This window comes from Tamlana flava, from assembly GCF_041287255.1.
Taxonomy (GTDB): Bacteria; Bacteroidota; Bacteroidia; order Flavobacteriales; family Flavobacteriaceae; genus Tamlana; species Tamlana flava.
Window position 1 is genome coordinate 876,024 of record NZ_JBGGTX010000001.1, and the last position, 22,321, is coordinate 898,344.

Annotated in this window: 19 protein-coding genes; 10 read left to right on the plus strand and 9 right to left on the minus strand. The window is 36.6% G+C overall.

The window, feature by feature from the left end; all coding sequences use genetic code 11:
• The 4 genes from ACB104_RS03845 to ACB104_RS03860 are packed head-to-tail and all read right to left on the minus strand — an operon-like array spanning position 1 to position 3,990.
• Entirely contained in the window at positions 1 to 648 is a 648-nt protein-coding gene (locus ACB104_RS03845; RefSeq protein ID WP_370476955.1) for an NADH:ubiquinone reductase (Na(+)-transporting) subunit D, read from the minus strand.
• A 5-nt stretch (positions 649 to 653) separates the two neighbouring features.
• On the minus strand, positions 654 to 1,406 hold the full coding sequence (locus ACB104_RS03850) for a Na(+)-translocating NADH-quinone reductase subunit C (RefSeq protein WP_370476956.1): 753 nt from the start codon (positions 1,404 to 1,406) through the stop codon (positions 654 to 656).
• 2 nt (positions 1,407 to 1,408) lie between these two features.
• Complete coding sequence (locus ACB104_RS03855) at positions 1,409 to 2,635, minus strand: NADH:ubiquinone reductase (Na(+)-transporting) subunit B (RefSeq protein ID WP_370476957.1); 1,227 nt, start codon at positions 2,633 to 2,635, stop codon at positions 1,409 to 1,411.
• Positions 2,635 to 3,990, minus strand: coding sequence for a Na(+)-translocating NADH-quinone reductase subunit A (locus tag ACB104_RS03860; protein WP_370476958.1), 1,356 nt, complete (start codon positions 3,988 to 3,990; stop codon positions 2,635 to 2,637). Before ACB104_RS03860 ends, ACB104_RS03855 begins: the two co-directional genes overlap by 1 nt.
• Positions 3,991 to 4,155: 165 nt before the next feature.
• On the opposite strand from ACB104_RS03860, the gene ACB104_RS03865 reads away from it, so the two are divergent.
• Positions 4,156 to 5,406 carry a type IX secretion system plug protein gene (locus ACB104_RS03865; protein WP_502267019.1) on the plus strand — a complete coding sequence of 417 codons (1,251 nt, stop codon included), beginning with the start codon at positions 4,156 to 4,158 and terminating at the stop codon, positions 5,404 to 5,406.
• Between the two features lie 106 nt (positions 5,407 to 5,512).
• Entirely contained in the window at positions 5,513 to 5,899 is a 387-nt protein-coding gene (apaG, locus tag ACB104_RS03870; protein WP_370476960.1) for a Co2+/Mg2+ efflux facilitator ApaG/CorD, read from the plus strand.
• Between the two features lie 44 nt (positions 5,900 to 5,943).
• On the opposite strand, the gene ACB104_RS03875 is transcribed toward apaG, so the two are convergent.
• A complete protein-coding gene (locus ACB104_RS03875; protein WP_370476961.1) occupies positions 5,944 to 6,936 on the minus strand; it encodes a DUF6695 family protein in 993 nt (330 codons plus the stop codon).
• Positions 6,929 to 7,654 (minus strand): NRDE family protein, encoded by a 726-nt coding sequence (locus ACB104_RS03880; protein WP_370476962.1) that lies wholly within the window; start codon positions 7,652 to 7,654, stop codon positions 6,929 to 6,931. Before ACB104_RS03880 ends, ACB104_RS03875 begins: the two co-directional genes overlap by 8 nt.
• Positions 7,655 to 7,805: 151 nt before the next feature.
• Between ACB104_RS03880 and pruA the strand changes: the two genes are divergently transcribed.
• From pruA to ACB104_RS03905, 5 genes are all read left to right on the plus strand, one after another.
• Positions 7,806 to 9,434 carry an L-glutamate gamma-semialdehyde dehydrogenase gene (gene pruA, locus ACB104_RS03885; protein ID WP_370476963.1) on the plus strand — a complete coding sequence of 543 codons (1,629 nt, stop codon included), beginning with the start codon at positions 7,806 to 7,808 and terminating at the stop codon, positions 9,432 to 9,434.
• Positions 9,435 to 9,609: 175 nt separating this feature from the next.
• Positions 9,610 to 10,362, plus strand: coding sequence for a DUF6090 family protein (locus tag ACB104_RS03890; protein WP_370476964.1), 753 nt, complete (start codon positions 9,610 to 9,612; stop codon positions 10,360 to 10,362).
• Between the two features lie 302 nt (positions 10,363 to 10,664).
• Positions 10,665 to 11,690, plus strand: coding sequence for a hypothetical protein (locus ACB104_RS03895; protein WP_370476965.1), 1,026 nt, complete (start codon positions 10,665 to 10,667; stop codon positions 11,688 to 11,690).
• 119 nt (positions 11,691 to 11,809) lie between these two features.
• Complete coding sequence (locus ACB104_RS03900; protein ID WP_370476966.1) at positions 11,810 to 14,233, plus strand: CehA/McbA family metallohydrolase; 2,424 nt, start codon at positions 11,810 to 11,812, stop codon at positions 14,231 to 14,233.
• Positions 14,234 to 14,354: 121 nt separating this feature from the next.
• Positions 14,355 to 15,314 carry a tetratricopeptide repeat protein gene (locus ACB104_RS03905; protein ID WP_370476967.1) on the plus strand — a complete coding sequence of 320 codons (960 nt, stop codon included), beginning with the start codon at positions 14,355 to 14,357 and terminating at the stop codon, positions 15,312 to 15,314.
• Here ACB104_RS03905 and rsmG read toward each other — a convergent pair whose 3' ends face one another.
• Positions 15,315 to 15,944 (minus strand): 16S rRNA (guanine(527)-N(7))-methyltransferase RsmG, encoded by a 630-nt coding sequence (gene rsmG, locus ACB104_RS03910; protein WP_370476968.1) that lies wholly within the window; start codon positions 15,942 to 15,944, stop codon positions 15,315 to 15,317.
• A 143-nt stretch (positions 15,945 to 16,087) separates the two neighbouring features.
• Here rsmG and ACB104_RS03915 point away from each other — a divergent pair, with 143 nt between their 5' ends.
• Together ACB104_RS03915 and ACB104_RS03920 are read left to right on the plus strand one after the other, a co-directional pair.
• Entirely contained in the window at positions 16,088 to 17,188 is a 1,101-nt protein-coding gene (locus ACB104_RS03915; RefSeq protein WP_370476969.1) for a fatty acid desaturase family protein, read from the plus strand.
• Between the two features lie 25 nt (positions 17,189 to 17,213).
• Positions 17,214 to 18,398, plus strand: a complete 1,185-nt coding sequence (locus ACB104_RS03920; protein WP_370476970.1) for a pyridoxal phosphate-dependent aminotransferase — start codon at positions 17,214 to 17,216, stop codon at positions 18,396 to 18,398.
• A 117-nt stretch (positions 18,399 to 18,515) separates the two neighbouring features.
• Here ACB104_RS03920 and ACB104_RS03925 read toward each other — a convergent pair whose 3' ends face one another.
• A complete protein-coding gene (locus ACB104_RS03925) occupies positions 18,516 to 20,009 on the minus strand; it encodes a TrkH family potassium uptake protein (RefSeq protein WP_370476971.1) in 1,494 nt (497 codons plus the stop codon).
• A gap of 2 nt (positions 20,010 to 20,011) precedes the next feature.
• Complete coding sequence (gene trkA, locus ACB104_RS03930; protein ID WP_370476972.1) at positions 20,012 to 21,361, minus strand: Trk system potassium transporter TrkA; 1,350 nt, start codon at positions 21,359 to 21,361, stop codon at positions 20,012 to 20,014.
• A gap of 228 nt (positions 21,362 to 21,589) precedes the next feature.
• On the opposite strand from trkA, the gene ubiE reads away from it, so the two are divergent.
• Entirely contained in the window at positions 21,590 to 22,315 is a 726-nt protein-coding gene (gene ubiE / locus ACB104_RS03935) for a bifunctional demethylmenaquinone methyltransferase/2-methoxy-6-polyprenyl-1,4-benzoquinol methylase UbiE (RefSeq protein ID WP_370476973.1), read from the plus strand.
• Positions 22,316 to 22,321: the final 6 nt, after the last annotated feature.

The following is a 22,321-nucleotide window of genomic DNA, read 5'->3' on the forward strand; positions in this document are numbered from 1 at the left end:
TTAATGATCTTCTATTAATGCTTTATTTTTTGTTCTTTGCACCCAAATAATAATACCCACAACGATTAATGCCATTGGCGACAACAGCATAAAACCGTTATTTTCATAACCTATGGCGTACAAACCAGTTTTTTCAATAGGATCACCCAACACCTTAAAACCTAATAAAGTACCAGATCCAAGCAATTCTCTAAAGAACCCAACGATAATTAAGATGGCACCGTAGCCTGCTGCATTTCCTATACCATCTAAAAACGAACGCCATGGGCCATTACCTAAGGCGAAGGCTTCAAAACGTCCCATAATAATACAGTTGGTAATGATTAACCCTACGAATACGGATAATGTTTTACTCAACTCATACGAGAATGCCTTAAGCACTTGGTCAACAATAATTACTAAAGCAGCAACAACAACCAATTGAACAATGATTCTAATTTTTGAAGGAATGATGTTTCTCATTAAAGAAATAACAACATTACCAATACCTAAAACCGCCATTACCGAGATAGCCATAACAATTGATGCTTTCAACTGTGCCGTAATTGCCAATGCCGAACATATACCTAAAACCTGAATGGTAATTGGGTTATTATCCGCTAATGGATCTGTAATTAACTTGGCGTCTTTTTTTGATAAAAGTCCCATATAAATTAATTGTTTTTTAGATTATCAAAATAAGGTTTGTAAAGCTTTAAGTCGCTTTTTATCATAGCTGAAACACCGTTGCCAGTAATTGTAGCTCCCGCAATAGCATCTACCTCATTATCTGTTTTGTCTTTATTTGTCGGATCTGAATTTCCTTTGGCAACATCAACGCCTTTAAAGTTTCCGTTGGCATCCAACACATGCTCGCCAATAAAATCATCCATAAAAAAACGTTCTTTAATATTTGCTCCTAAACCAGGTGTTTCTCCTTTGTGGTCAAAATATGCGCCTTGAATTACCATGTCTTTGTCCAAAGAAACATATCCCCAAATGGCATCCCACAGTCCTTTTCCATAAATAGGAATGACATAAAATGTTTTTCCGTCTTTCTCTCCAACGAAAAGAGGTAGGTTGCGTTTTGATGCATCACCTGCGGCGGCAGCCTTATCCTTTTTCAAGTCGATTAAGTAAGCCTGGTCATCTTTTGAAACCTCGCCGTTCTTGATAACAACCTGATCTGTTATGTATTTAGAAAACAGCTCGGAAGCTTCAGTAGTAGCAACGAATTCGGCACTACCACCTTCATTATTATTTACTCCCATGGCATAAAGAATATTTTGCTGTTTTTCTATACGCATGTTTTCTGAAATTTTCGGTTTTAATGCAGAAGCTGTAAACGCCAGTAATGCTCCCACAACAACTACCATCGCAATGGCGAATAAAATGGTATATGAATTTTTTTCTGTATTAACTGCCATAATTAAGCCACTTTAACTTTTAAACGTTTCATTCTTTTCTTCACATTAGCTTGAACAACATAATGGTCAATGGTTGGTGCAAATACGTTCATAAGAAGAATAGCCAACATCACCCCTTCTGGATATGCTGGGTTGAACACACGTATCATAATGGATATAAATCCAACCAAGAAACCATATATCCATTTGCCTTTGTTTGTTTGAGAAGCCGTTACTGGATCTGTTGCCATAAACACAGTACCAAAGGCAAAACCGCCTATGATTAAGTGTTCCCAAAATGGTGCACTCATTAATCCGAAGAACTTGCTACTTTCACTAACTATTCCGGCATCAACAACCTGATTGAAAATCAACCCCATAACAATAGCTCCTACAACTGATGACAGCATGATTCTCCAACTTCCTATTTTAGTGAAGATTAAAAACAATCCACCCAAAAGAATGAGCAATGCCGATGTTTCACCCACAGAACCTGGAATAAAGCCTAAAAACATATCCGCTGTTGAATAAGCAATATCTTTACTCTGTGCCAAACTACCTAAGATAGTTTCTCCAGAAATAGCATCTAAATTTTGGCCAGCAGCAATAGCTTCATCTCTGGCAACCGCGCCGTGAACCCACACTTTATCTCCAGACATCCAAGTTGGATAAGCGAAGAACAAAAAGGCCCTGATAGTCAAAGCTGGATTTAAAATATTCATTCCAGTACCGCCAAAAACCTCTTTTCCAATCACCACGCCAAAAGCAACAGCTACTGCCAACATCCATAATGGAATATCGACCGGAACAATTAAAGGCACCAACATTCCTGTTACCAAATAACCTTCTTCTACTTCATGCTTTTTTATGATGGCGAACAAAAACTCAATTCCAAGACCAACACCGTAAGAGACAATTACTAATGGTAAAATTTTCCAAAAACCTACAATAAAATTATCCAAGGTCCAAAATTCACTACTGAAGAAACCACCCGATACCGCTTGTATTTCTCCCAAAGCCAAATAATGTTGGTACCCTGCATTGAACATACCAAAAATCAAACAAGGAACCATGGCCATGATTACCGTGTTCATTGTGCGCTTTAAATCGTCCACCGCCTTAATATGAGTACCTCCGTGTGTAGTCTCATCTGGAAGAAATAAAAATGTATGCAATGCATTGAAAGCGGGAGCAAATTTTTTGTTCCGGTACCTTCTTTTTAAAATATGTAATCTCTTTTTCAATTCCATTATCCTATTTCTTTAAGCATTAAGTCTAATCCTTCTCTTATTATTTTTTGATGTGGTTGTTTAGACACACATATAAATTCTGTTAATGCAAAATCTTCTGGAGCCACCTCGTACATACCTAAAGCTTCCATTTCATCTAAATCTTGATACATGCAAGCTTTTAATATTTGCATCGGGTAGATATCCAATGGAAACACCTCTTCATAGTTTCCGGTTACCACAAATGCTCTGTGCTCGCCATTTGTGTTAGTATCCAAGTTGTATTTTTTCCTAGGGTTTAACCAAGAAAAAGTCAATGCTCTAGACGTTGATATCTTATTGAATACCGGTTTTGTCCAACCAAACAATTCATAATCATCGCCTTCTGGAATTATAGTAATTACATCACTGTAATAGTCTAAACTACCATCTGGTCTTACTTCTTTTCCAGACAAAACATTTCCAGATATAATTCGGATATCTCTAAATTTCTCAATACCCTTATCATAAACTATAGTGGATACTTCACTTCCAATAAGTGTTTTGAAGTATCTTGGTTTTTTGACTGAAGACCCAACCAAAGCAACAATACGCTCTGCGTTGAATTTTCCTGTTAAAAACAACTCGCCGATAATTACTAAATCCTGAGGGTTAACCGTCCAAACTACTTCACCCTTATTAACAGGGTCTATTTTATTGATTAGCGTGCCAACATTACCTGATGGATGTGGCCCAGAAACCTTGTGTAAGGTTATGCCAGATAGACCTGCAAGAGGTGAATTGGATTTTGCACCAACTGAAACATGAACCTTACCTTCTGTTAATTTCCCTAATGCATTAATCGCAGCCTGTAATTCCGCTTCTTTTCCCTGTAAGGTAAAATCTAAATCGGCCGCCAATGGTGCACTGGCATAACCAGAAATAAAAATAGCCTTTGGCGATTTATCCGGATTGGCAATTACATCATAAGGACGTTGTTTAATGAACGGCCAACAACCCGCACCTAACAAATGTGCTTTAATTGCTTCTGGCTTTGCACCATCAGCATCAAACTTACCATAATCTACATAAGTTTGTGGTTTGCTAGCCTCAATTTTAATAGCATCTATGCGTCGTTTCGGCCCTCTTTGAATCTCAACGATTTTTCCTGAAACAGGAGATGCAAATTTCACAGCTTCCTTGTTTTTGTCATAAAACAAAATACCACCAGCTTTAACGGTGGTTCCTTCTTTTGCAACAAGTTTTGGTGTAACGCTATGAAAATCTTCTGGTCTTATGGTGCAGTAGTTACTGATAATCGCCTGTTCTAAGGTTTTTTCAGCTTCACCAATAAGTTTTATGTCCAGACCTTTTTTAATACGAATGTCGTTTGACATATTTTTTATTGTAATTAGTTTACTAAAAATCGGGGCAAAAATACGAATTAATAGCTATAATCTTCATTCAAATATTTGTTAGTTATTTTATTTATAACGGTTCTAAATAAAAGATTAAGTTAGGGCATAGAAATTGCATATATTTACCAAATAATTATGAAAAAAATGACATTGAAGTCTGTGTTGCTCTATTGCTTTTGCCTGATTCCGACCTTGATTTTTTCGCAGGTTGAAGAGGTTAATCCGCCCGATTACATTAAAACCATAAACTTTAGAGGCAATACCCCAGAAACACAATTACCTATTCTGAGACTTGGCGAATATTTGGTATTGGAATTTGATGCCCTGAACGGCAATGAAGACGATTATTACTATAAAATTGAACATTTTGATTTTGATTGGACACCGTCTGTTCTCGTTCGTTCAGAATTCATGGAGGGTTTTGATAACCAACGTATTCGCGATTATGAAAACTCATATAACACCTATCAAATATATTCGCATTACAGATTGACTATTCCTAATGGGCAGACTCGAGGCTTAAAAGTATCCGGCAATTATCTCATTTCAATTTACGACAATAGTGGCGACCTAGTTTTCTCAAGAAAATTCATGATTTACGAAGATAAGGCCAGTGTGGGTGTCCATATTAAGCGTTCACGGGATGTTCAATTTATTGAAGAAAAACAGCGTGTAGACATAGTTATTACGCCGAACAACATGCAGTTCAATAACCCGAAACAAACGGTAAAGGCAGTCATCATTCAAAACAACAATTTACACACTTTAATCTCAAACTTAAAACCTCAATACACCATCGGCAATCAACTCATCTATAAATATGATACCGAAACCAGTTTTTGGGGTGGAAATGAATATTTTTTCTTCGAAAATAAGGATGTGCGTGCTGCAAACACTGGCATTCAATTTATCGATTTAAAGGAACTTTACCACAACTATCTTTATGCGAATATTTCGCGTGCTAATAGGCCCTATACCTACAACCCCGATATTAACGGCAACTATGTTATTTTAAATATTGATGCCGATGACCCGAGCATTGAAGCTGATTACGTTTGGATGCATTTTTCGTTGGTCGCTAACGACAGTTTTAAAAATAAGGCCGTCCATGTTTATGGAAATTTTAATAATTACGCCATTGATGAAAGCACCCGAATGGAATACAACGAAAGTCAAAATAGATTTGAAAAAGCTATTTTATTGAAACAAGGGTTTTATAATTACAAATATGTTGTTGTTAATGGTGATGGCAGTATTGATGAAGGCTTAATTGACGGAAATTATTATCAAACCGAAAACAACTACAAAGTACTAGTTTACTATAGGGATTTAGGCGCACGTTACGACCAGATTATCGGGCTTGGTGAAGGGAACTCGGTTAATATCTCGAATTAAAACGCATTTCAACTAATTTTTCAACCAAACACGTTAAAATTTAAGCCTCAAAACTTAATTTTGATTATTTTAGCAGCGCAAAACACTTTGTATATCAACAGTTAGCATGGTTCAACAAGTAACAAAAGGCATAAAAATTTCGGTTGAAACTACTTTTGAAGGTTCATTTTATAAAAACTATAAAATACAGTACGCCTTTGGATACACCATTACCATTGAAAACCAAAGCAAAGACTCCGTTCAACTCAACGCCCGCCATTGGGAAATACTTGATGCCCTGAATAATGTTGAAACCGTCTCTGGTGAAGGTGTTATTGGAAAAAAACCTGTTTTAAAACCTGGCGAATCGCATACCTATACTTCAGGATGTTTACTAACATCTCCTTTTGGTGCCATGCAAGGACATTACAGTATGGTAAACTTTACCACCACCAAAAAGTTTTTGGTTACCATACCTACTTTTAAGCTCAGTGCTCCTTTTGCTATAAATTAACAGACGTCATTACAAGGGGTAAGTAATTTGAGTTCTGTTTTTAGTTAAACTACCCGCTCAAACCTAAAAACCTTCCCATTTTGCTTCACATGAAAAAATTTACAGTTCGAATAATGGATGAATTCAAACTCTAAATGATAATCAAAAGAGGCATCATCAACCACAAATCTATCGTGCACATCTAAATTGCCATACGGCGAAATACGCTTAAAATGGTACTCCACATCATTGCCAATTTTATGAAGCTCGAACCATGCACCCGCAGCAATACCAGGCAACCATTGTGCTTTTTCATGTAAGCCATCAATTGGCTTAGGCTTCAGGGTGCCAACAAAATTGACTTTATGGTCTTTTAACTTATCTAAAAAACAACGGATATTTTCACTTTGTTGCGACCCTTCAAATTCCGTAATCTGACCACTTTCTGAAACCTCGTAAACATAATCCTCTGTATCTGCCAAAAGCACATTGCCAATAGTACTTGGCGTAAACCATTTCGATTTTACAAGTCTCTTCTTCATTTTTGAGTCAGTTACCGAAGCAATTAAACTATCGGTTACAAAACGAGCACAATTACAAGCATCTTTTATAAAGGCAGCGTACCTGATAAAATGTTTTTCCTGCATTTTAGTGATGTGAGCTCTAGCCTTTTTATAATCAATGGCCTGACACACCGATGCGATGAGTTTGCCATCGCCATGCGTTAATTTAGGATGGGTGCCCAAAAATTCCAGAATCTCATCAAGATTGGTAATTTTATCGTTTTCAATCTTGGCCTTTAAATGAAAATCCAATTCATTATCGGTATCCTTCCCACGCACGCGCCCCGTTGGTTCTGGTGTAATATAGCGTCCAAAATCGTGGTACTCTAAAATACCCGTTTCTTTATTTATAAGGACCAAGGCCGCATGGCCAGCCCGTAGGTAATTCTTTTTTCCAACACCAACAAAGCGCAAAAATGGTGAAAACCATTCCTTTGAAACCATAACAATGGTTTCTGGATAGGCCAGAGTTAAAATAATGCCTGTACTATTCATTGACCGTTTGCGGAAGATTAAACACCGTTGAAGAGCTTGAATTATTCTGAAGACTTTTATAGCGCATTTCAACCGCATCACCCATTTTCTCAACTTGAGTTATACTTGTGGTTTTTACAAAGCCGCGGTCCATGATTACACCATAATCCTTTTTATCTCCTCCTGTCATATTATGGAAATTCATCAATGACTTTGCACTTAATTCATTAGTTTTTTTAAAACTTTCAAACCACTGCAAACGCTCCTGTTTCATAGCTTCAGTATACAAAGTTGACGATGACCATATTTTTGGTTCAATAGGCAACTCAACAAAATGTTTCTTTGTGCCATCCCAAACCAGTTCGTAAAATTTTAGCCCATTAGACCAATCGGCAATTACAATAGTAAAAGGCTCAATATCAACGAGCTCGTAAAGCTCAATGGTTTTAACGATGTGTTCTGCCACCATAAAATCTTTGGCAATAACACCTCTACTTTTTCGGTATGTTTCCTTCCGTTCGTGAAGTTCAAAACCCCCATTTAAAACACAGACCAGCCTGTTCTTCTCACTTACGCCAATCCACGTTCCGCCAGCAAGTTCATCTTTTGGAAACAATAATTTTGTTCCATGAATAGTATGAAAATCTGGATTAAGCGATTTTCTACTCGGGGCTTCATCTCTATTGGAAGTCAGCACAAAATCGTTGCCATTAGTGGGAATAATCGTTACGGTACACATAAAACCTGTAGTCTTAAAACAGTAAGGCAACTTACAAAAAATAAATAAATTTTAACGCGCATTTAAGAATCCTTCACCTGTATTTATCCTTATAAAATTCTTAAATTTGTGGCATATTTACTGAAAATTCAATAACAAAAATTCAAAAATCATGGGAAAAGGCTTTTTTAACGTACCAATTGCCGTAAATGAACCTGTAAAATCTTATGCCCTAGGCACTCCTGAACGAACTGCTGTTTTAGAGGCATATAAAGCCATGTACAATAGTAAGGTTGACGTGCCATTGTACATTAACGGGGAAGACGTTATAACCGGTAATACAAGAACCATGTCGCCTCCCCATGACCATAAACATATTGTCGGCACCTATCATTTGGCTGAAAAAAAACATGTTGATAACGCGATTTCAACAGCTTTGGAAGCCAGAAAAACATGGAGCGAAATGCCTTGGGAGCAACGTGCAGCCATCTTTTTAAAAGCTGCTGAACTGGTTGCCGGGCCCTATAGAGCCAAAATAAACGCGGCCACGATGATGGCACAATCCAAAACCATACATCAAGCGGAAATTGATGCGGCCTGCGAGTTTGTAGACTTCCTGCGTTTTAATGTGCAGTACATGACCGATATTTACATGGAGCAGCCTGAAAGCACCAACGATGCCTGGAACCGTGTGGAATATCGTCCGCTTGAAGGCTTTACCTATGCTGTAACCCCGTTTAACTTTACCGCGATTGCTGGAAATTTACCATCCTGTATGGCACTTATGGGCAATGTGGTGGTTTGGAAACCGAGCGATAGCCAAGTTTACTCTGCTAAGGTTATTATGGATGTTTTTAAGGAAGCTGGTGTACCACCAGGCGTTATAAACGTAGTATTTGGTGACCCTGTGATGATTACCAACACCGTTTTGGCGAGTCCCGATTTTTCTGGGTTGCACTTTACGGGTTCAACATTCATTTTTAAAGAACTTTGGAAACAAATAGGCACCAACATCCATAATTATAAAACCTACCCCAGAATTGTTGGCGAAACTGGAGGAAAAGACTTTATCGTGGCACACAAATCGGCTGTACCAAAGCAAGTGTCCACAGCTATTTCACGTGGCGCATTTGAGTTCCAAGGGCAAAAATGTAGTGCTGCATCACGGGCTTACATCCCTAAAAGCATTTGGGGCGAAGTGAAAAAATATATTTTGGAAGATGTAAAATCCTTTAAAATGGGTTCACCTGAAGATATGGGCAATTTTATAACCGCTGTAATTCATGAAGGCTCGTTTGATAAATTGGCAAAATATATTGATGCCGCTAAAAACGATGCTGAAGTTGAAATTATTGCCGGAGGCAATTACGATAAAAGCAAAGGTTATTTTATAGAACCAACGGTTATCGTTACCCAAGACCCAAATTACACCACCATGTGTACGGAACTTTTTGGCCCTGTTATTACAATTTATGTTTATGAGAACGACGCTTACGCTGAAACCTTAAAATTGGTTGACGAAACCAGTGAGTATGCTTTAACAGGCGCCATATTGGCTACCGACAGATACGCCATTACCCAAGCTACTGAAGCTTTACAGAACAGTGCCGGTAATTTTTACATTAACGACAAATGTACCGGCGCCGTAGTTGGCCAACAACCTTTTGGTGGTGCAAGAGCATCGGGAACTAATGATAAAGCCGGTAGCGCCCAAAACTTATTGCGTTGGGTATCACCAAGGTTAATCAAAGAAACTTTTGTAACCCCAACGGATTATCGTTATCCGTTTTTGGGTGAGTAAAATTCCTTTGAAAAGAAATCTTTATAGATAAAAAAAGAGGCTACAAATTTTGTAGCCTCTTTTTTTTTAAAACTCTTTTTGACTTTGCAAAAATTTTCAACTACCTTAGTTAAAAGGCACCAAACTCATTCAGTAACGTAATTATATGAATCGTTGAACATGTACCATTAAATTGGTGGGCATTAAAAAGAAAAAACAAAACGATGAAAAAATGCTGAAGTTCTTTAGAAGAATAAGACAGAATTTAATTGATGAAGGGAAACTTAAAAGGTACTTAATTTATGCCTTTGGAGAAATAATACTTGTGATGATAGGAATTCTTTTGGCGTTGCAGGTTAATAACTGGAATGAAGAAAGGAAAGACAACCTTAAAGAGATAGAATCACTTAAAGGACTGGAAAATGATTTAGACAAAAACATTGAATCTTTACAACATGCTATTAATGTTCATAAATCAAGAATTGAGGATATCGATTCTATAATATATCATTTACAAAGCCCCACTCCAAATCCTAATGATTCCTTGTTAATATATTTCCAACAAGCAACATTTTATGAACTAATTAAAATCTCTTCATCTACCTATGAGTCCTTAAAAAGTAATGGTTTTGAAGTTTTAAGAGATGAAGATATTAAAACCAAAATTATTGAGTTATTTGAAATGGATTATGAAGGGGGATTAAACACAACCAATCTCGTTACACCGGTTTATGGAGCGATTGGAGCACAATTGAGAATGGAAAAAAATCATATTATTACCAAAATGCTTACAGGAAATGAATTCAAGGAAGATGATACCTATTTTCAATTATTGAATTTTATAAGTTTAAAAAAAGAATGGAAAAAAAATATAGTAAGTGGATGGGAAAATCAGCTAGAAAAAACATTAAAATTAAAAATAGACATAGCCGACTACCTGGATAAATAATTATGTAATTGAACAGAATCATCTATAAAGTATGAAGTACCCAAAATCTCTTAAGTTGGGTAGCCGCGATTAGTCAATGAAAATTTTGTATCATCAACAAATTACCTTATCCGTTTTTGGGTTAATAATAAATATCCGCGAAAGAAGAAATGTTTAACAAATAAAACTTTGAGGCTGCAAGTTTTGCAACCTCTTATTTTGAAAACTCTACTCGATTTTATAGAAATTTTCAACAATTTTAGTTTATCTTCCGATATAGATAATTAAAAAAATCCATATCTTAAAGTTGGCAAACATTAGAAATGATAAGCAGAGAAGAGTTTAATACTGCATGTGACAACTATGTAGGTCACGATGAATTGGTGCGTATGATAACCAATGATTTTATTAGTCATCGTGATATTGAATTTGCACGAAAACAACATTATTGGTTAAAATTAAGACATATCGAAAAAGATTTATATCTAAAGAATTTACTTTTACTAGGTTATTATAAGGAAGCTCTAGAAGAATTAAATAATATTTGTGATAAAATATTCATTCAAAATCCTTTTCTGATTAATACCTTAATAAAATTAAGGTTCAAGTTAAAACTGAATGTTATAAATAGTCAACATATTTTAATTCTCAGTCAAAGTATTTATTCAGGTCAGTCAAATCCTTTGACAAAATTTGGGGAAGATAATTTAGATAAAATTTTAAAGGAGATAGATTCCATATTAATTTCTAAATACCCAAATGGATTTTTAGAACAATTTTATGATATAATTGAAGAAGGTGAGATTAAATCTACATATAATATTAAATACTACTATAAGTATTTTCAGCTTGGAACTGAAGCTCAAAAAGATTTAAATAAAATTAAATATAGAAAGGATGCAAAAGGAAATGCACCAAAGAGTTGTGTGGAAAGCGCGATAAGTCATGCTTGTACAAACCTTATGCGTGAAGCAGAAAACAATGTCCGCATCTCAATAGGTGGGAAAAAAATTGGGGAAGGTTATATTAGTGAAACAGATTTATATTATCGAATTAAAAAGCATTTCTCCTATTTAGAAGTTATACAACATGCCAGACCTAAATTTCTTGGTAGACAACACTTCGATATTTGGCTTCCCGAAATTAGAACTGCAATTGAATATCATGGAACACAGCATGATGAACCAGTTGATTTTTTTGGTGGTAAAGATGCGTTTGAGAAGAATCAAGAAAGGGATGAGCTGAAAAGAAAAAAATGTAAACTTAATAAGGTAAGTCTATTTGAGGTAAGACCTGATTACAATTTTGAAGAACTTATTATAGAAATTGAAAAAAAAGTAAATAAATAATATTTGCCAACAAGGTGAATAATTATTTACTTCTGATTTTCCATTAATTAGTTAAATTTGGAAAAGCAGCCTCTTTTCACTTCCACATTCAACTTAACCACCACAAAAAATATCTGTTTATGAAATTCTACATTAGCCTATTTGCCCTTTGTATTTTTAACATATCCCTTATGCACAGCCAATGGACCAATCGTTATCCTCATGTTGATGGTTTTGGTCATCATGTTTATTTGGAAGGTTACGAACTGCCCATTTTAAATGCCGGGCCCACAGACCCTGCACCTTCACCAAAAAACAACCAATTGGTTTTTGCAGCAAAAGGTTGGCTTTGGGTGATGGACACTAACTCAAAAACAGCTACGAGAATAACCACTACTGTACATTTAGACTCGAAACCCAATTGGTCGCCTGATGGCAAAAAAATTGTATTTATTCGCGATAACAGCTACGACACCGAAATTGTTCTTTTGGATTTAGAAACGAAAGCCGAAACCGTTTTGGTAAACACTAAGGCATTGGATTTAGACCCTATTTTTTCAAGAGATGGCAATTATGTGTACTACGCCTCGGCTGATGTTGGCTCGCTAGACCTTTGGCGCATAGATTTATCGACCAACGAAAAACAGCTTATTACCAAGGAAGACCATTTGGAACGCTTGCCCATTCCAACAAATTCAAGCGAATGGCTGGTATACCTAAAAAAAGAAGGCTTTTCATATGACTCCATTGAATTATTGAATACAGCATCGAATGAGTCGAACCCTTTAGCGGAAGAAAATTTTACCTCCCAAGCGGCCTTTTCATTGTCGCCCGACAACCAAACCTTGGTATATACATGGCCAAGAGACGATTTTTACGAATTAAGGCTTTTGGATATCCTTACCCCAAAAAGCACACTTTTGCTCACTAAAAGCAACCATTTGCCATTAGGCCCTAAGTTTAACGGCGATGCAACATGGGTGTATTATTATGAGTTTAATTTGGATGAACGTTCAGAATTAAAACGTATCAGCGCAAATGGTGGAACACCAGAAACCTTGGAAATCAATGATTGGGTTTGGAACACCCCAACAGTAAAAGTTAAAATTAAAAGTACCGTTGATGGAAAAATTGATGCTGTACGCATGAGCATTATTGATAGTTCTGGCCATCCCGTAATTCCCGAAAAAGGCATTGTTCATTCTGACGGGCAAAACGGTATTGTTTTCTTTTATTCTCCAGGCGAAATTGAAATAGAAGCTCCAATAGGCGAGGTTACCATAACGGCGGTTCATGGTTTTTCTACGGTTAAAACCACTACGAAAATAAATTTGGATGAGAACACCGAAACTGCTGAAATCAACTTAACAAGTATTTGGGATGCCAACGCTCATGGATGGTATAGTGGCGACAATCATTTTCACATTAATTATGGTGGCACAAGCCAGTTAGACCCTAACGATATTGTTCTGGACTTAAAAGCAGAAGACCTTGATGCTGCTTTTCCATTATTGGCCAATTTGGGTCAGCGCTTTTTGCAACAAAACCTTTGGGGCTGGAAACGTGATGAAGCACCACTCATTGCCTTTGGTCAGGAAATGCGCTCGCATTTTCTTGGGCATTTGGGCTTAATAGGAACACAAGATTTGTATTGGCCGTGGGTTTGGGGCCCTCGCTACGATATTTATGGCCGTGACGACCGTTTAAACGCCGACCCGCTTCGGTTTGCCAAAAGCCAAAATGCCTTGGGAGGCTACGTTCACCCCACAAGTGTTCAAAATCCATTGAGCGATGATGGCGCTAGACGCATTCCCATTGAGCTCATTGCAGATTCCGTTTTAGGTGAAACCGATTATATTGAATTGGGTTGCTTATGGTCTGACGAAATTGGCACAGCAGCCCTTTGGCACCAAATGCTGAATATTGGTGAACCAGTAACCATTTCGGGCGGTAGTGATGTTATGAATGACCTGTATCGAACTATGGCCATTGGGGCAACCAGAGTTTATGTAAAGCCAAAAGAAAATCTTACCATGGATAGTTATTTGAAAGCAATAAAAGCTGGACGAAGTTTTGTCACCAATGGGCCTTTAATTGAATTTGAAGTTGATGATAAAATACCAGGCGATGTCACTTCAGTAGAAAGCAAAAAGGTTAAATGGACACTTGATGTGCATTCGGCTGTTCCTTATGAAAAGGTTGAACTATTTGTTAATGGAGAAGTTGTTTGGACAAAAAAAGGAAACACAAAAGCAGGAAGTAAAACCTTCAAAGGCTCATTGGATGTTCCTGAAGGTGGCTGGGTAACCGCAAGAGTTTCTGGTGGTAAAGTGGATTGGCCACTCATGGACAGTTATCCGTTTGCAGAAAGTGCTCCAATATGGTTCAACAGAATAGGCAGCACTGATGCTGCCGTTGCTAAAGAGTCTGCTAAAAACCTAATAAAACTTTTAGAGGTTTCAAAAACGAGACTGGAAAGAGGTTATGGAGAACATCCTATTCCTAAATTGCAAGCTCATTTTGAAAAGGCAAAACAGAAACTAGTACACTTAATGGAAAAATAAGTTGAAAAAATAATAAAATCACCATCAATTTCGGCTACAAGTTTTCAATAAAATTTACTTATCTTTCCTTTGATTTTTTCAACCAAAGAACGGCATGTTTTTTGTTGAATGAATTTTGCTGATGAAAAAACTACTATTTACATTATTCGTTGTTATTCCTTGCCTAACCATAGGACAAGCAAACAAACTTTACCGAAAAGCGATGCGCTCAACCAATTTGAATGAGAAAATATCGCTTTTAACCCAAGTTATTGAAGAAGAACCTAAAAATTTGGATGCCTATTTTCAAAGGGCTATTGCCAAAAATGACTTGGGCGATTACCATGGCGCCATTGTTGACTATTCAAAAATAGTTGTAGAAGAACCAGATGCCGACACCTATTATAACCGTGGAAATTCAAGGTACAGCATTAAAGACCTTGCAGGCGCGAAAGAAGATTATGCCAAGGCCTATATGCTCGATGATAAATTTATTGATGCACTTTATAGTTTGGCATGTGTTAACTACGATTTAGGAGAATACGAAAAGGCCCTAGCAAATTTTACCAAAGTAATTAAAGAAGTGCCTACACAACCTAACACCTATATTCTCCGTGCTTCGGTATATACAGCTCTTGAGAATCATTATGAAGCAATAAGAGACTACTCAACAGCTATTTTAATAGACCCAAGCGCTGACAACTATTACAGTCGTGGAACTTTTTTACTGAACCTTAATTATTTTCAAAGAGCCAACGAGGACCTTAGCATATCATTAAGGTTGAACAAATACAACGCCTATGCTTACTTTTACCGAGGAACTTCCAACCTAATGCTTGGTAAATTCAAGGATGCCGTAGATGACTTTAATTTTGCCCTTGAATTTGATTCCACAGATTTTGATGCCTATTTAGGGTTGGCTATGTCCTATTACAAATTGAATGAACTAACGAAATCTAAGGAGAGTTTTGAGCGAGCCAATAATATATTATCCATTGGTTCTGATGTAAATAATATTTCAGAATACAGCAATACTTATTGGTTTCAAAATCAGTACTACTATTTCAACAACATTATCGCCAACATAGCTAGACTAGAGTAATTAGCCTTTAAATTTTAAAGGCAAATGGACTACCTTTTTAGTTTCAAAAAATTCTTCTGAATAAAAATCGCTTAAATTATAAATGGAAGCAGTTCTGTAATTTTGAAGTTCCTCTGTTAGATTGCCACCTTTTAAATATAAAATACCATTTTTAAGTTCATGGTTTTGTTTTTTTGCAATTTTGCCTTTAACCCATTGCACAAAGGTTGGCATAGCAGTAACCGCTCTGCTTACTATAAAGTCGTATGTATCATCAATTTGTTCAACCCTACTATGTGTAGTTTTTACATTAGTCAATCCTAAATCCGCAACAACCTCATCAACAACTTTCAATTTTTTGGCAATACTGTCCACCAAATGGAACGAACACTCGGGAAATAAAATAGCCAATGGTATTCCTGGAAATCCACCACCTGTGCCAACATCAAGAATTTTTGAGCCTTCTTCAAATTTTAATACTTTGGCTATGCCCAAGGAATGCAGAACATGCCTTAAATAAAGCTCATCAATATCTTTTCGAGACACCACATTAATTTTCAAATTCCAATCCTGATAAAGCGATTCCAATTTTTTGAATTTCTCAATTTGGTCTTCCGTAAGATTAGGAAAATACTTTAAAACAAGGTCCATTCGTGTTAAATTTTCAACAAAAATATGCTTTTTAAATACATATTTTTACAAAAAAACGTTACAAGTTAACTTTGTTTATACCTATCTTTGCCGCGGGTATGATCAATAGTTTTTTTTTAATTTATCATATTAAAAGTACCAACATGACTAAACAAGCACTTTCATTTTCAAGAGTTGATTCGGCTAAATTTTTTCGAACACTCAACAAAAGAGTGAACGATTATTTCAAGGAAAATAAAGTAAAACGCACCGGAAATTGGAAAATATGGGTAAAAACCATTGTAATGTTTTCTTTGTTTCTAACGCCATATTTTTTATTGTTAACCATTGATATTCCTGGTTGGGCGCAATTGCTACTGACTATTGTTATGGGCATAGGTATGGCTGGAGTGGGCATGAATGTAATGCACGATGGCAACCATGGCTCTTTTTCCAATAAAGAATGGATTAATCGTTTAATGGGAAGCAGTATTTACATCTTGGCCGGAAACGTTTACAATTGGCAAGTACAGCATAATGTACTTCACCATACTTATACAAACGTGCATGGGCATGATGAAGATTTGGATGCCGGTAGAATTTTAAGATTCACAGAGCATTCAGAATGGAAATGGTACCATAAATTTCAGCACTACTATTCTCTTCTTCTTTATGGATTATTGACTATAAATTGGGCGATAACTACAGATTGGTTGCAAATGAAACGCTACATGAAACGTAAGTTATCTTATGGCAAATTCCCAAATCCTGTTTGGAATTGGAGCAAATTGGTTATTTCAAAAATAATATACGTTTCAATTTGGGTTGTGATTCCAATGCTTATTTTGGACATCGCCTGGTGGAAAATTTTAATTGGATTTTTTGTGATGCACTATACGGCAAGTTTAATCTTAAGCGTGGTGTTCCAATTGGCACATGTTATGGATGAAGCCGAAATGCCTCTACCAGAAAAAGACGGTACTTTAAAAAATACTTGGGCCATCCATCAGCTTAAAACAACCATCAATTTCAGTACAAAAAATAAAATTGTCAATTGGTTTACTGGCGGATTGAACCACCAAGTAGAGCACCATATATTCCCGCACATCAGCCATGTGCACTATACTAAAATTTCAAAAATAGTTAGGGAAACAGCAAAAGAATTCAACTTACCATACAACGAATACAAATCAACCCGCAGCGCTATAATATCCCATTTTAAATATTTAAGGGAAATGGGAAGAAAACCAGCGTTACAAATTTAATTACTATTTATTTACCTAAAATTTCATGCAATTACTATCTGATAGAATTTTAAACATGGCCCAATCTGCTACATTGGCCATGGCAGCCAAAGCGAGAGAACTTAGAGGCGAAGGAAAAGACATTATTGGCTTAAGTCTTGGTGAACCAGACTTTAACACTCCAGATTTTATTAAAGAAGCCGCTATTCAGGCTATTAATGACAACTATAACTCTTATTCACCAGTAGATGGATATGGTGATTTAAAAGAGGCCATCATTAAAAAATTTAAGCGCGATAACAATTTAACTTATAAACCAAACCAAATTGTTGTTTCAACAGGTGCAAAACAGTCGTTGGCAAACATTGCTGGTGTAATGACCAATAAAGGTGATGAAGTTATTATGCCTTGCCCGTATTGGGTGAGTTATGCCGACCTTGTAAAGCTTAATGACGGTATTCCTGTTGAAGTAAAAACGACTATTGCTACAGATTTTAAAATGACTCCAGAGCAACTGGAAGCAGCCATAACACCAAAAACCAAAATGATTTGGTTTAGCTCACCTTGTAACCCAAGTGGTTCTATTTACAGTAAAGAAGAATTGCGTGGTTTGGCAGATGTATTGGTAAAATACCCAAACATTTACGTGGTTTCAGATGAAATTTACGAGCACATCAATTATGTTGGTGGACATGCCAGTATGGCTCAATTTGAAGACATGTACGATCGTACCATTACAGTAAATGGTGTGTCTAAAGCTTTTGCTATGACTGGTTGGCGTATTGGGTACATTGGTGCACCTGAAAAAATTGCCAGAGCATGCAACAAAATGCAGGGTCAAATTACCAGTGGTGCCAACTGTATCGCACAACGTGCTACCATTACCGCTTTAAACGAGTCGCCATCTCGTGTTCAATACATGATAGACGAATTTAAAGTGCGTCGTGATTTAATTTTGAAATTATTAGGCCATATAGAAGGGTTCGTAACCAACGTGCCGGAAGGGGCTTTTTACGTTTTCCCAAATATTTCTTATTTCTTTGGAAAAACACTTCGTGGAAAGACCATTAACAATGCTTCCGATTTTTCTATGTATTTATTGGAAGAAGCTTTAGTGGCTACTGTTGATGGCGAATCATTTGGAAACCCAGATTGTATAAGAATTTCTTATGCAGCCTCGCAAGAACAAATTATTGAAGCTGTTAAACGTATAAAGGAAGCCGTTAGCTAATTCTAACTGTTTTAAAAACATTATCTAAAAGACCTGTTAGTTTGAAAACTGACAGGTCTTTTGTTTTTGCAAAGTTCAAATCGAATAATCTTAGAAACTTAATCGGTCATTTAAAATTTATCGGTTCCGCCAAAAGAAAGGCGTTAACAGAATAAGCACTGTAAAGAGTTCCAAACGCCCAATAAGCATTAAAAAAGAGGCCCACCATTGCGCCAAATCTGGTAACTCAGAGTAGTTATTTACAGGTCCGAAATCGCCCAAAGCTGGACCAACATTACCCAAGGTTGAAGCGGACAAACCAATTGCCGAAGTAAAGTCCATACCAAACATAGAAAACCCTAGTCCACCAATAATAAAAGAGAGCAAATAGAGCATGAAAAAGCCCAATATGTTGAATACGATATTACCTGAAATAGCTCTTTTATTATAACGCACAGGCAAAATGGCACTGGGATGAAGCGTACGCTTAAATTCTAAGAATCCATTTTTTATCAATATTAAATGACGAACTACTTTAACGCCACCAGAGGTACTACCAGCAGAACCACCCAGAAACATGAGTCCGAAGAAAAACACCACCAAAAAAGGTGTCCACATGGTATAGTCTGCCGAAATAAAACCTGTTGTAGTAATAACCGTAAGAACTTGAAACAATCCATGCCTAAAGGCACTTTCTGCTTTTCCCCAAACCATAGGGTGATCGATGGATGATGTAGATACATCTGCCCTAAAATAAATAATGAGTGCCGCTATAATGGTAAATACGGCCACAAACTTGAAATATAGTTTAAATTCTTCGTCCTTAATTACCTTTTGAATCTTCCCTTTGAAAGCAAAATAACTCAACACAAAATTGGTACCCGCCAAAAACATAAAGAAAATAATGATGTATTGAATTATGGGCTGGCCATTCCAATAGGCAACACTGGCATTTTTGGTTGAAAACCCACCTGTTGAAAGTGTACACAATGCATGGTTTATGGCATCAAAAAAGGACATGCCTGCCACTTTTAAAAGCAAAGTTTCGGCAGCTGTATAGCCAAAATAAATGAGCCACAAACGTTTTGCGGTATCGGTAATTCTTGGGTGCAATTTATCGGCACTGGGCCCAGGTGCTTCGGCCGCAAAAAGTTGCATACCACCAATGCCCAACAAAGGCAAAATAGCAATGGCCAACACGATAATTCCCATACCGCCAATCCAATGTGTTAAGCTTCGCCAAAATAGAACACCCTTCGGAACGGCTTCAATATCATTTAAAATTGAAGCACCCGTTGTGGTGAAACCTGACATGGTCTCGAAAAATGCATTTGTAAAACTTGGAATGCTGTCTGTGAGTATATAGGGAATGGTTCCAGAAAGGGACATGATTATCCAACCAAAAGTAACAACAATATAACCTTCGCGCTTGTTTATTTCCTTGCGGTGGGTTCTTGTTAAAACCATAGATGCGGCACCAACAACTGAAGTTATAATTCCTGACAAAAAGAGCTGCATGGTTACACCATCTTGATATGCCAAACTCATGAGCGCAGACAATAGCATAAAGCCACCATTGAAAACCAGCATTAGGCCAAGGAAGTGAAAAATGATTTTAAAATTAAGCTTCATTTTTACCTGAATAATTTTTCAACACCTTTAATGGACTGTAATAAGCTACATACAACAACGCGGTCACCTTCCCGAATTTTAAAATCGCCCAAAGCTATAATACCTTCACCGTTTCTTACTACACCGCCGATAATTGCCGATCTCGGGAAATCAATATTTTTAATAAGTTTATTGCAAACAATAGAACTTGACCGAACTTCAAATTCTAACAACTCCGCATTCATATTGCTTAATTTGGTCATGGCCACTACTTCACCTTTTCTGATGTATCTAAAAATATTATTTGCCGCCAGAAGTTTTTTATTGATGAGTGTTTCTATACCAACAGAATGTGACAATTCGAAATAATCCATGTTTTCAACCAAGGCCACTGTTTTTTTAACGCCCTTTGATTTTGCCACCAAGCAGGACATGATATTGGTTTCAGAATTCTCACCAACGGCTATAAAGGCATCCATTTCGCTAATGTTTTCTTCATCCAAAACATCAACATTTCGTCCATCACTTTGAATCACCAAAACATTTGGTAAATCATCAGCTATATCAAAAGCACGCTCTTTGTTGGCCTCAAAAAGTTTTATATTGAACCCTTTATCGCTCAAATCGCGGGCAGATTTGTATCCAATTTTACTTCCACCCAAAATCATAACATGCTTTATCTCCCTATTGGATTTTCCCGTGAGTTTACATAACTCTTCGGCTCCACCTTCAGAAGTTATAAAAACAACATTATCACCACGTTTAAATTGGGTATCTCCCCTTGGGATTATGGTATATTGCGTACCAAAGCGCTGAATAGCAATGGGCACAAAATGGATTTCTGGAAAAATTTTAGCGGCTTCCTTAACTGTTTTACCAACAAAGGATGCCGATCTGGAAAGTGTTAAACCTACCATGGTCAACGCCCCGCCTTCAAACTCATAAGTATCATTAAAGGACGATTGTTTTAAAGACAATTCAATCTCTGATGCGGCCAAAGATTCCGGAGAAATAAGCTCGTCAATACCAAATTCGGTAAAGCCAACCTCATCTTTATACTTTATAAATTCTGTATTGGAAATTCTGGCAATTGTTTTCTTTGAGCCCAATTGTTTGCCCAAAACACATGCGGTAATATTTGTAGTTTCACTGGCGGTAACGGCTATAAACAAATCTGATGACTCAACTCGGGCATCCTTCAAGATAGCAATTGACGTGGCATCACCCCTAATCACTTTTATATCTAAATGTGTATCGGCGTAAACTAAACTTTCTTTGTCCGTATCTATTAGGGTAATTTCCTGAGATTCGTAAGACAATAATTTTGCTAAATGAAACCCAACTTCACCAGCTCCGGCAATAATAATTTTCATTATTTGTATATCATAAAAAGTATGGCAAATATACTATAAAATAGACATTGATGTAAATTTTGATTCTTTATAATACTCTAGCTTTAATTATTTTATGCTGTTGTAAACTGCCTCGCGGCAATCCATGAAGGTACTAGGGCAACAAAAGTTTAATTTCAACGGAAGCTTCCTGGTTTTTAAATCTCGATTACCGAGTAAAAGTTTATATTTGTCCAAAAATTTACAGATTTGTCAAAAGTAAAGCCCTATAAAAACAGTGATTTAGGCAAAAAGGAACAAGTCACCAAAATGTTTGACACCATTTCTGGCGACTATGATGGCTTAAACCGTGTAATTTCTTTTGGAATAGATATAAAATGGCGAAAAAAAGTGGTGAACATTATTGCAGAAAGCAATCCGCAAACGATTCTTGATATAGCCACAGGCACCGGAGATTTGGCCATTAATTTGGCAGAAACCAATGCCAATAAAATTGTTGGATTAGACATTAGCAGCGGCATGCTGGCTATTGGCAAACAAAAAGTGCAAAAGAAGGGATTGGAATCTAAAATTGAAATGGTTTTAGGCGATAGCGAAAAGATGCCTTTTGAAGATAATACTTTTGATGCCATAACCGTTGCTTTTGGCGTTCGGAATTTTGAAAACTTGGAAAATGGGCTCAAAGAAATTTATCGTGTGCTGAAACCAAACGGCACTTTTGTAATTTTAGAAACTTCAGTTCCTACTAAAACTCCTTATAAGCAAGGCTACAAATTCTACACAAAAAACGTTCTGCCATTAATAGGAAAAGTTTTTTCAAAAGACAGAAGCGCCTACAAATATTTAAGTGAATCGGCATCGGTTTTTCCCTATGGAGAAGCACTAAACAATATTTTACGCAAAATTGGGTTTATTAGTGTTGAAGATTTTCCACAAACTTTTGGTGTGGCAACAATTTATAAATCATCTAAGTAGTAATAT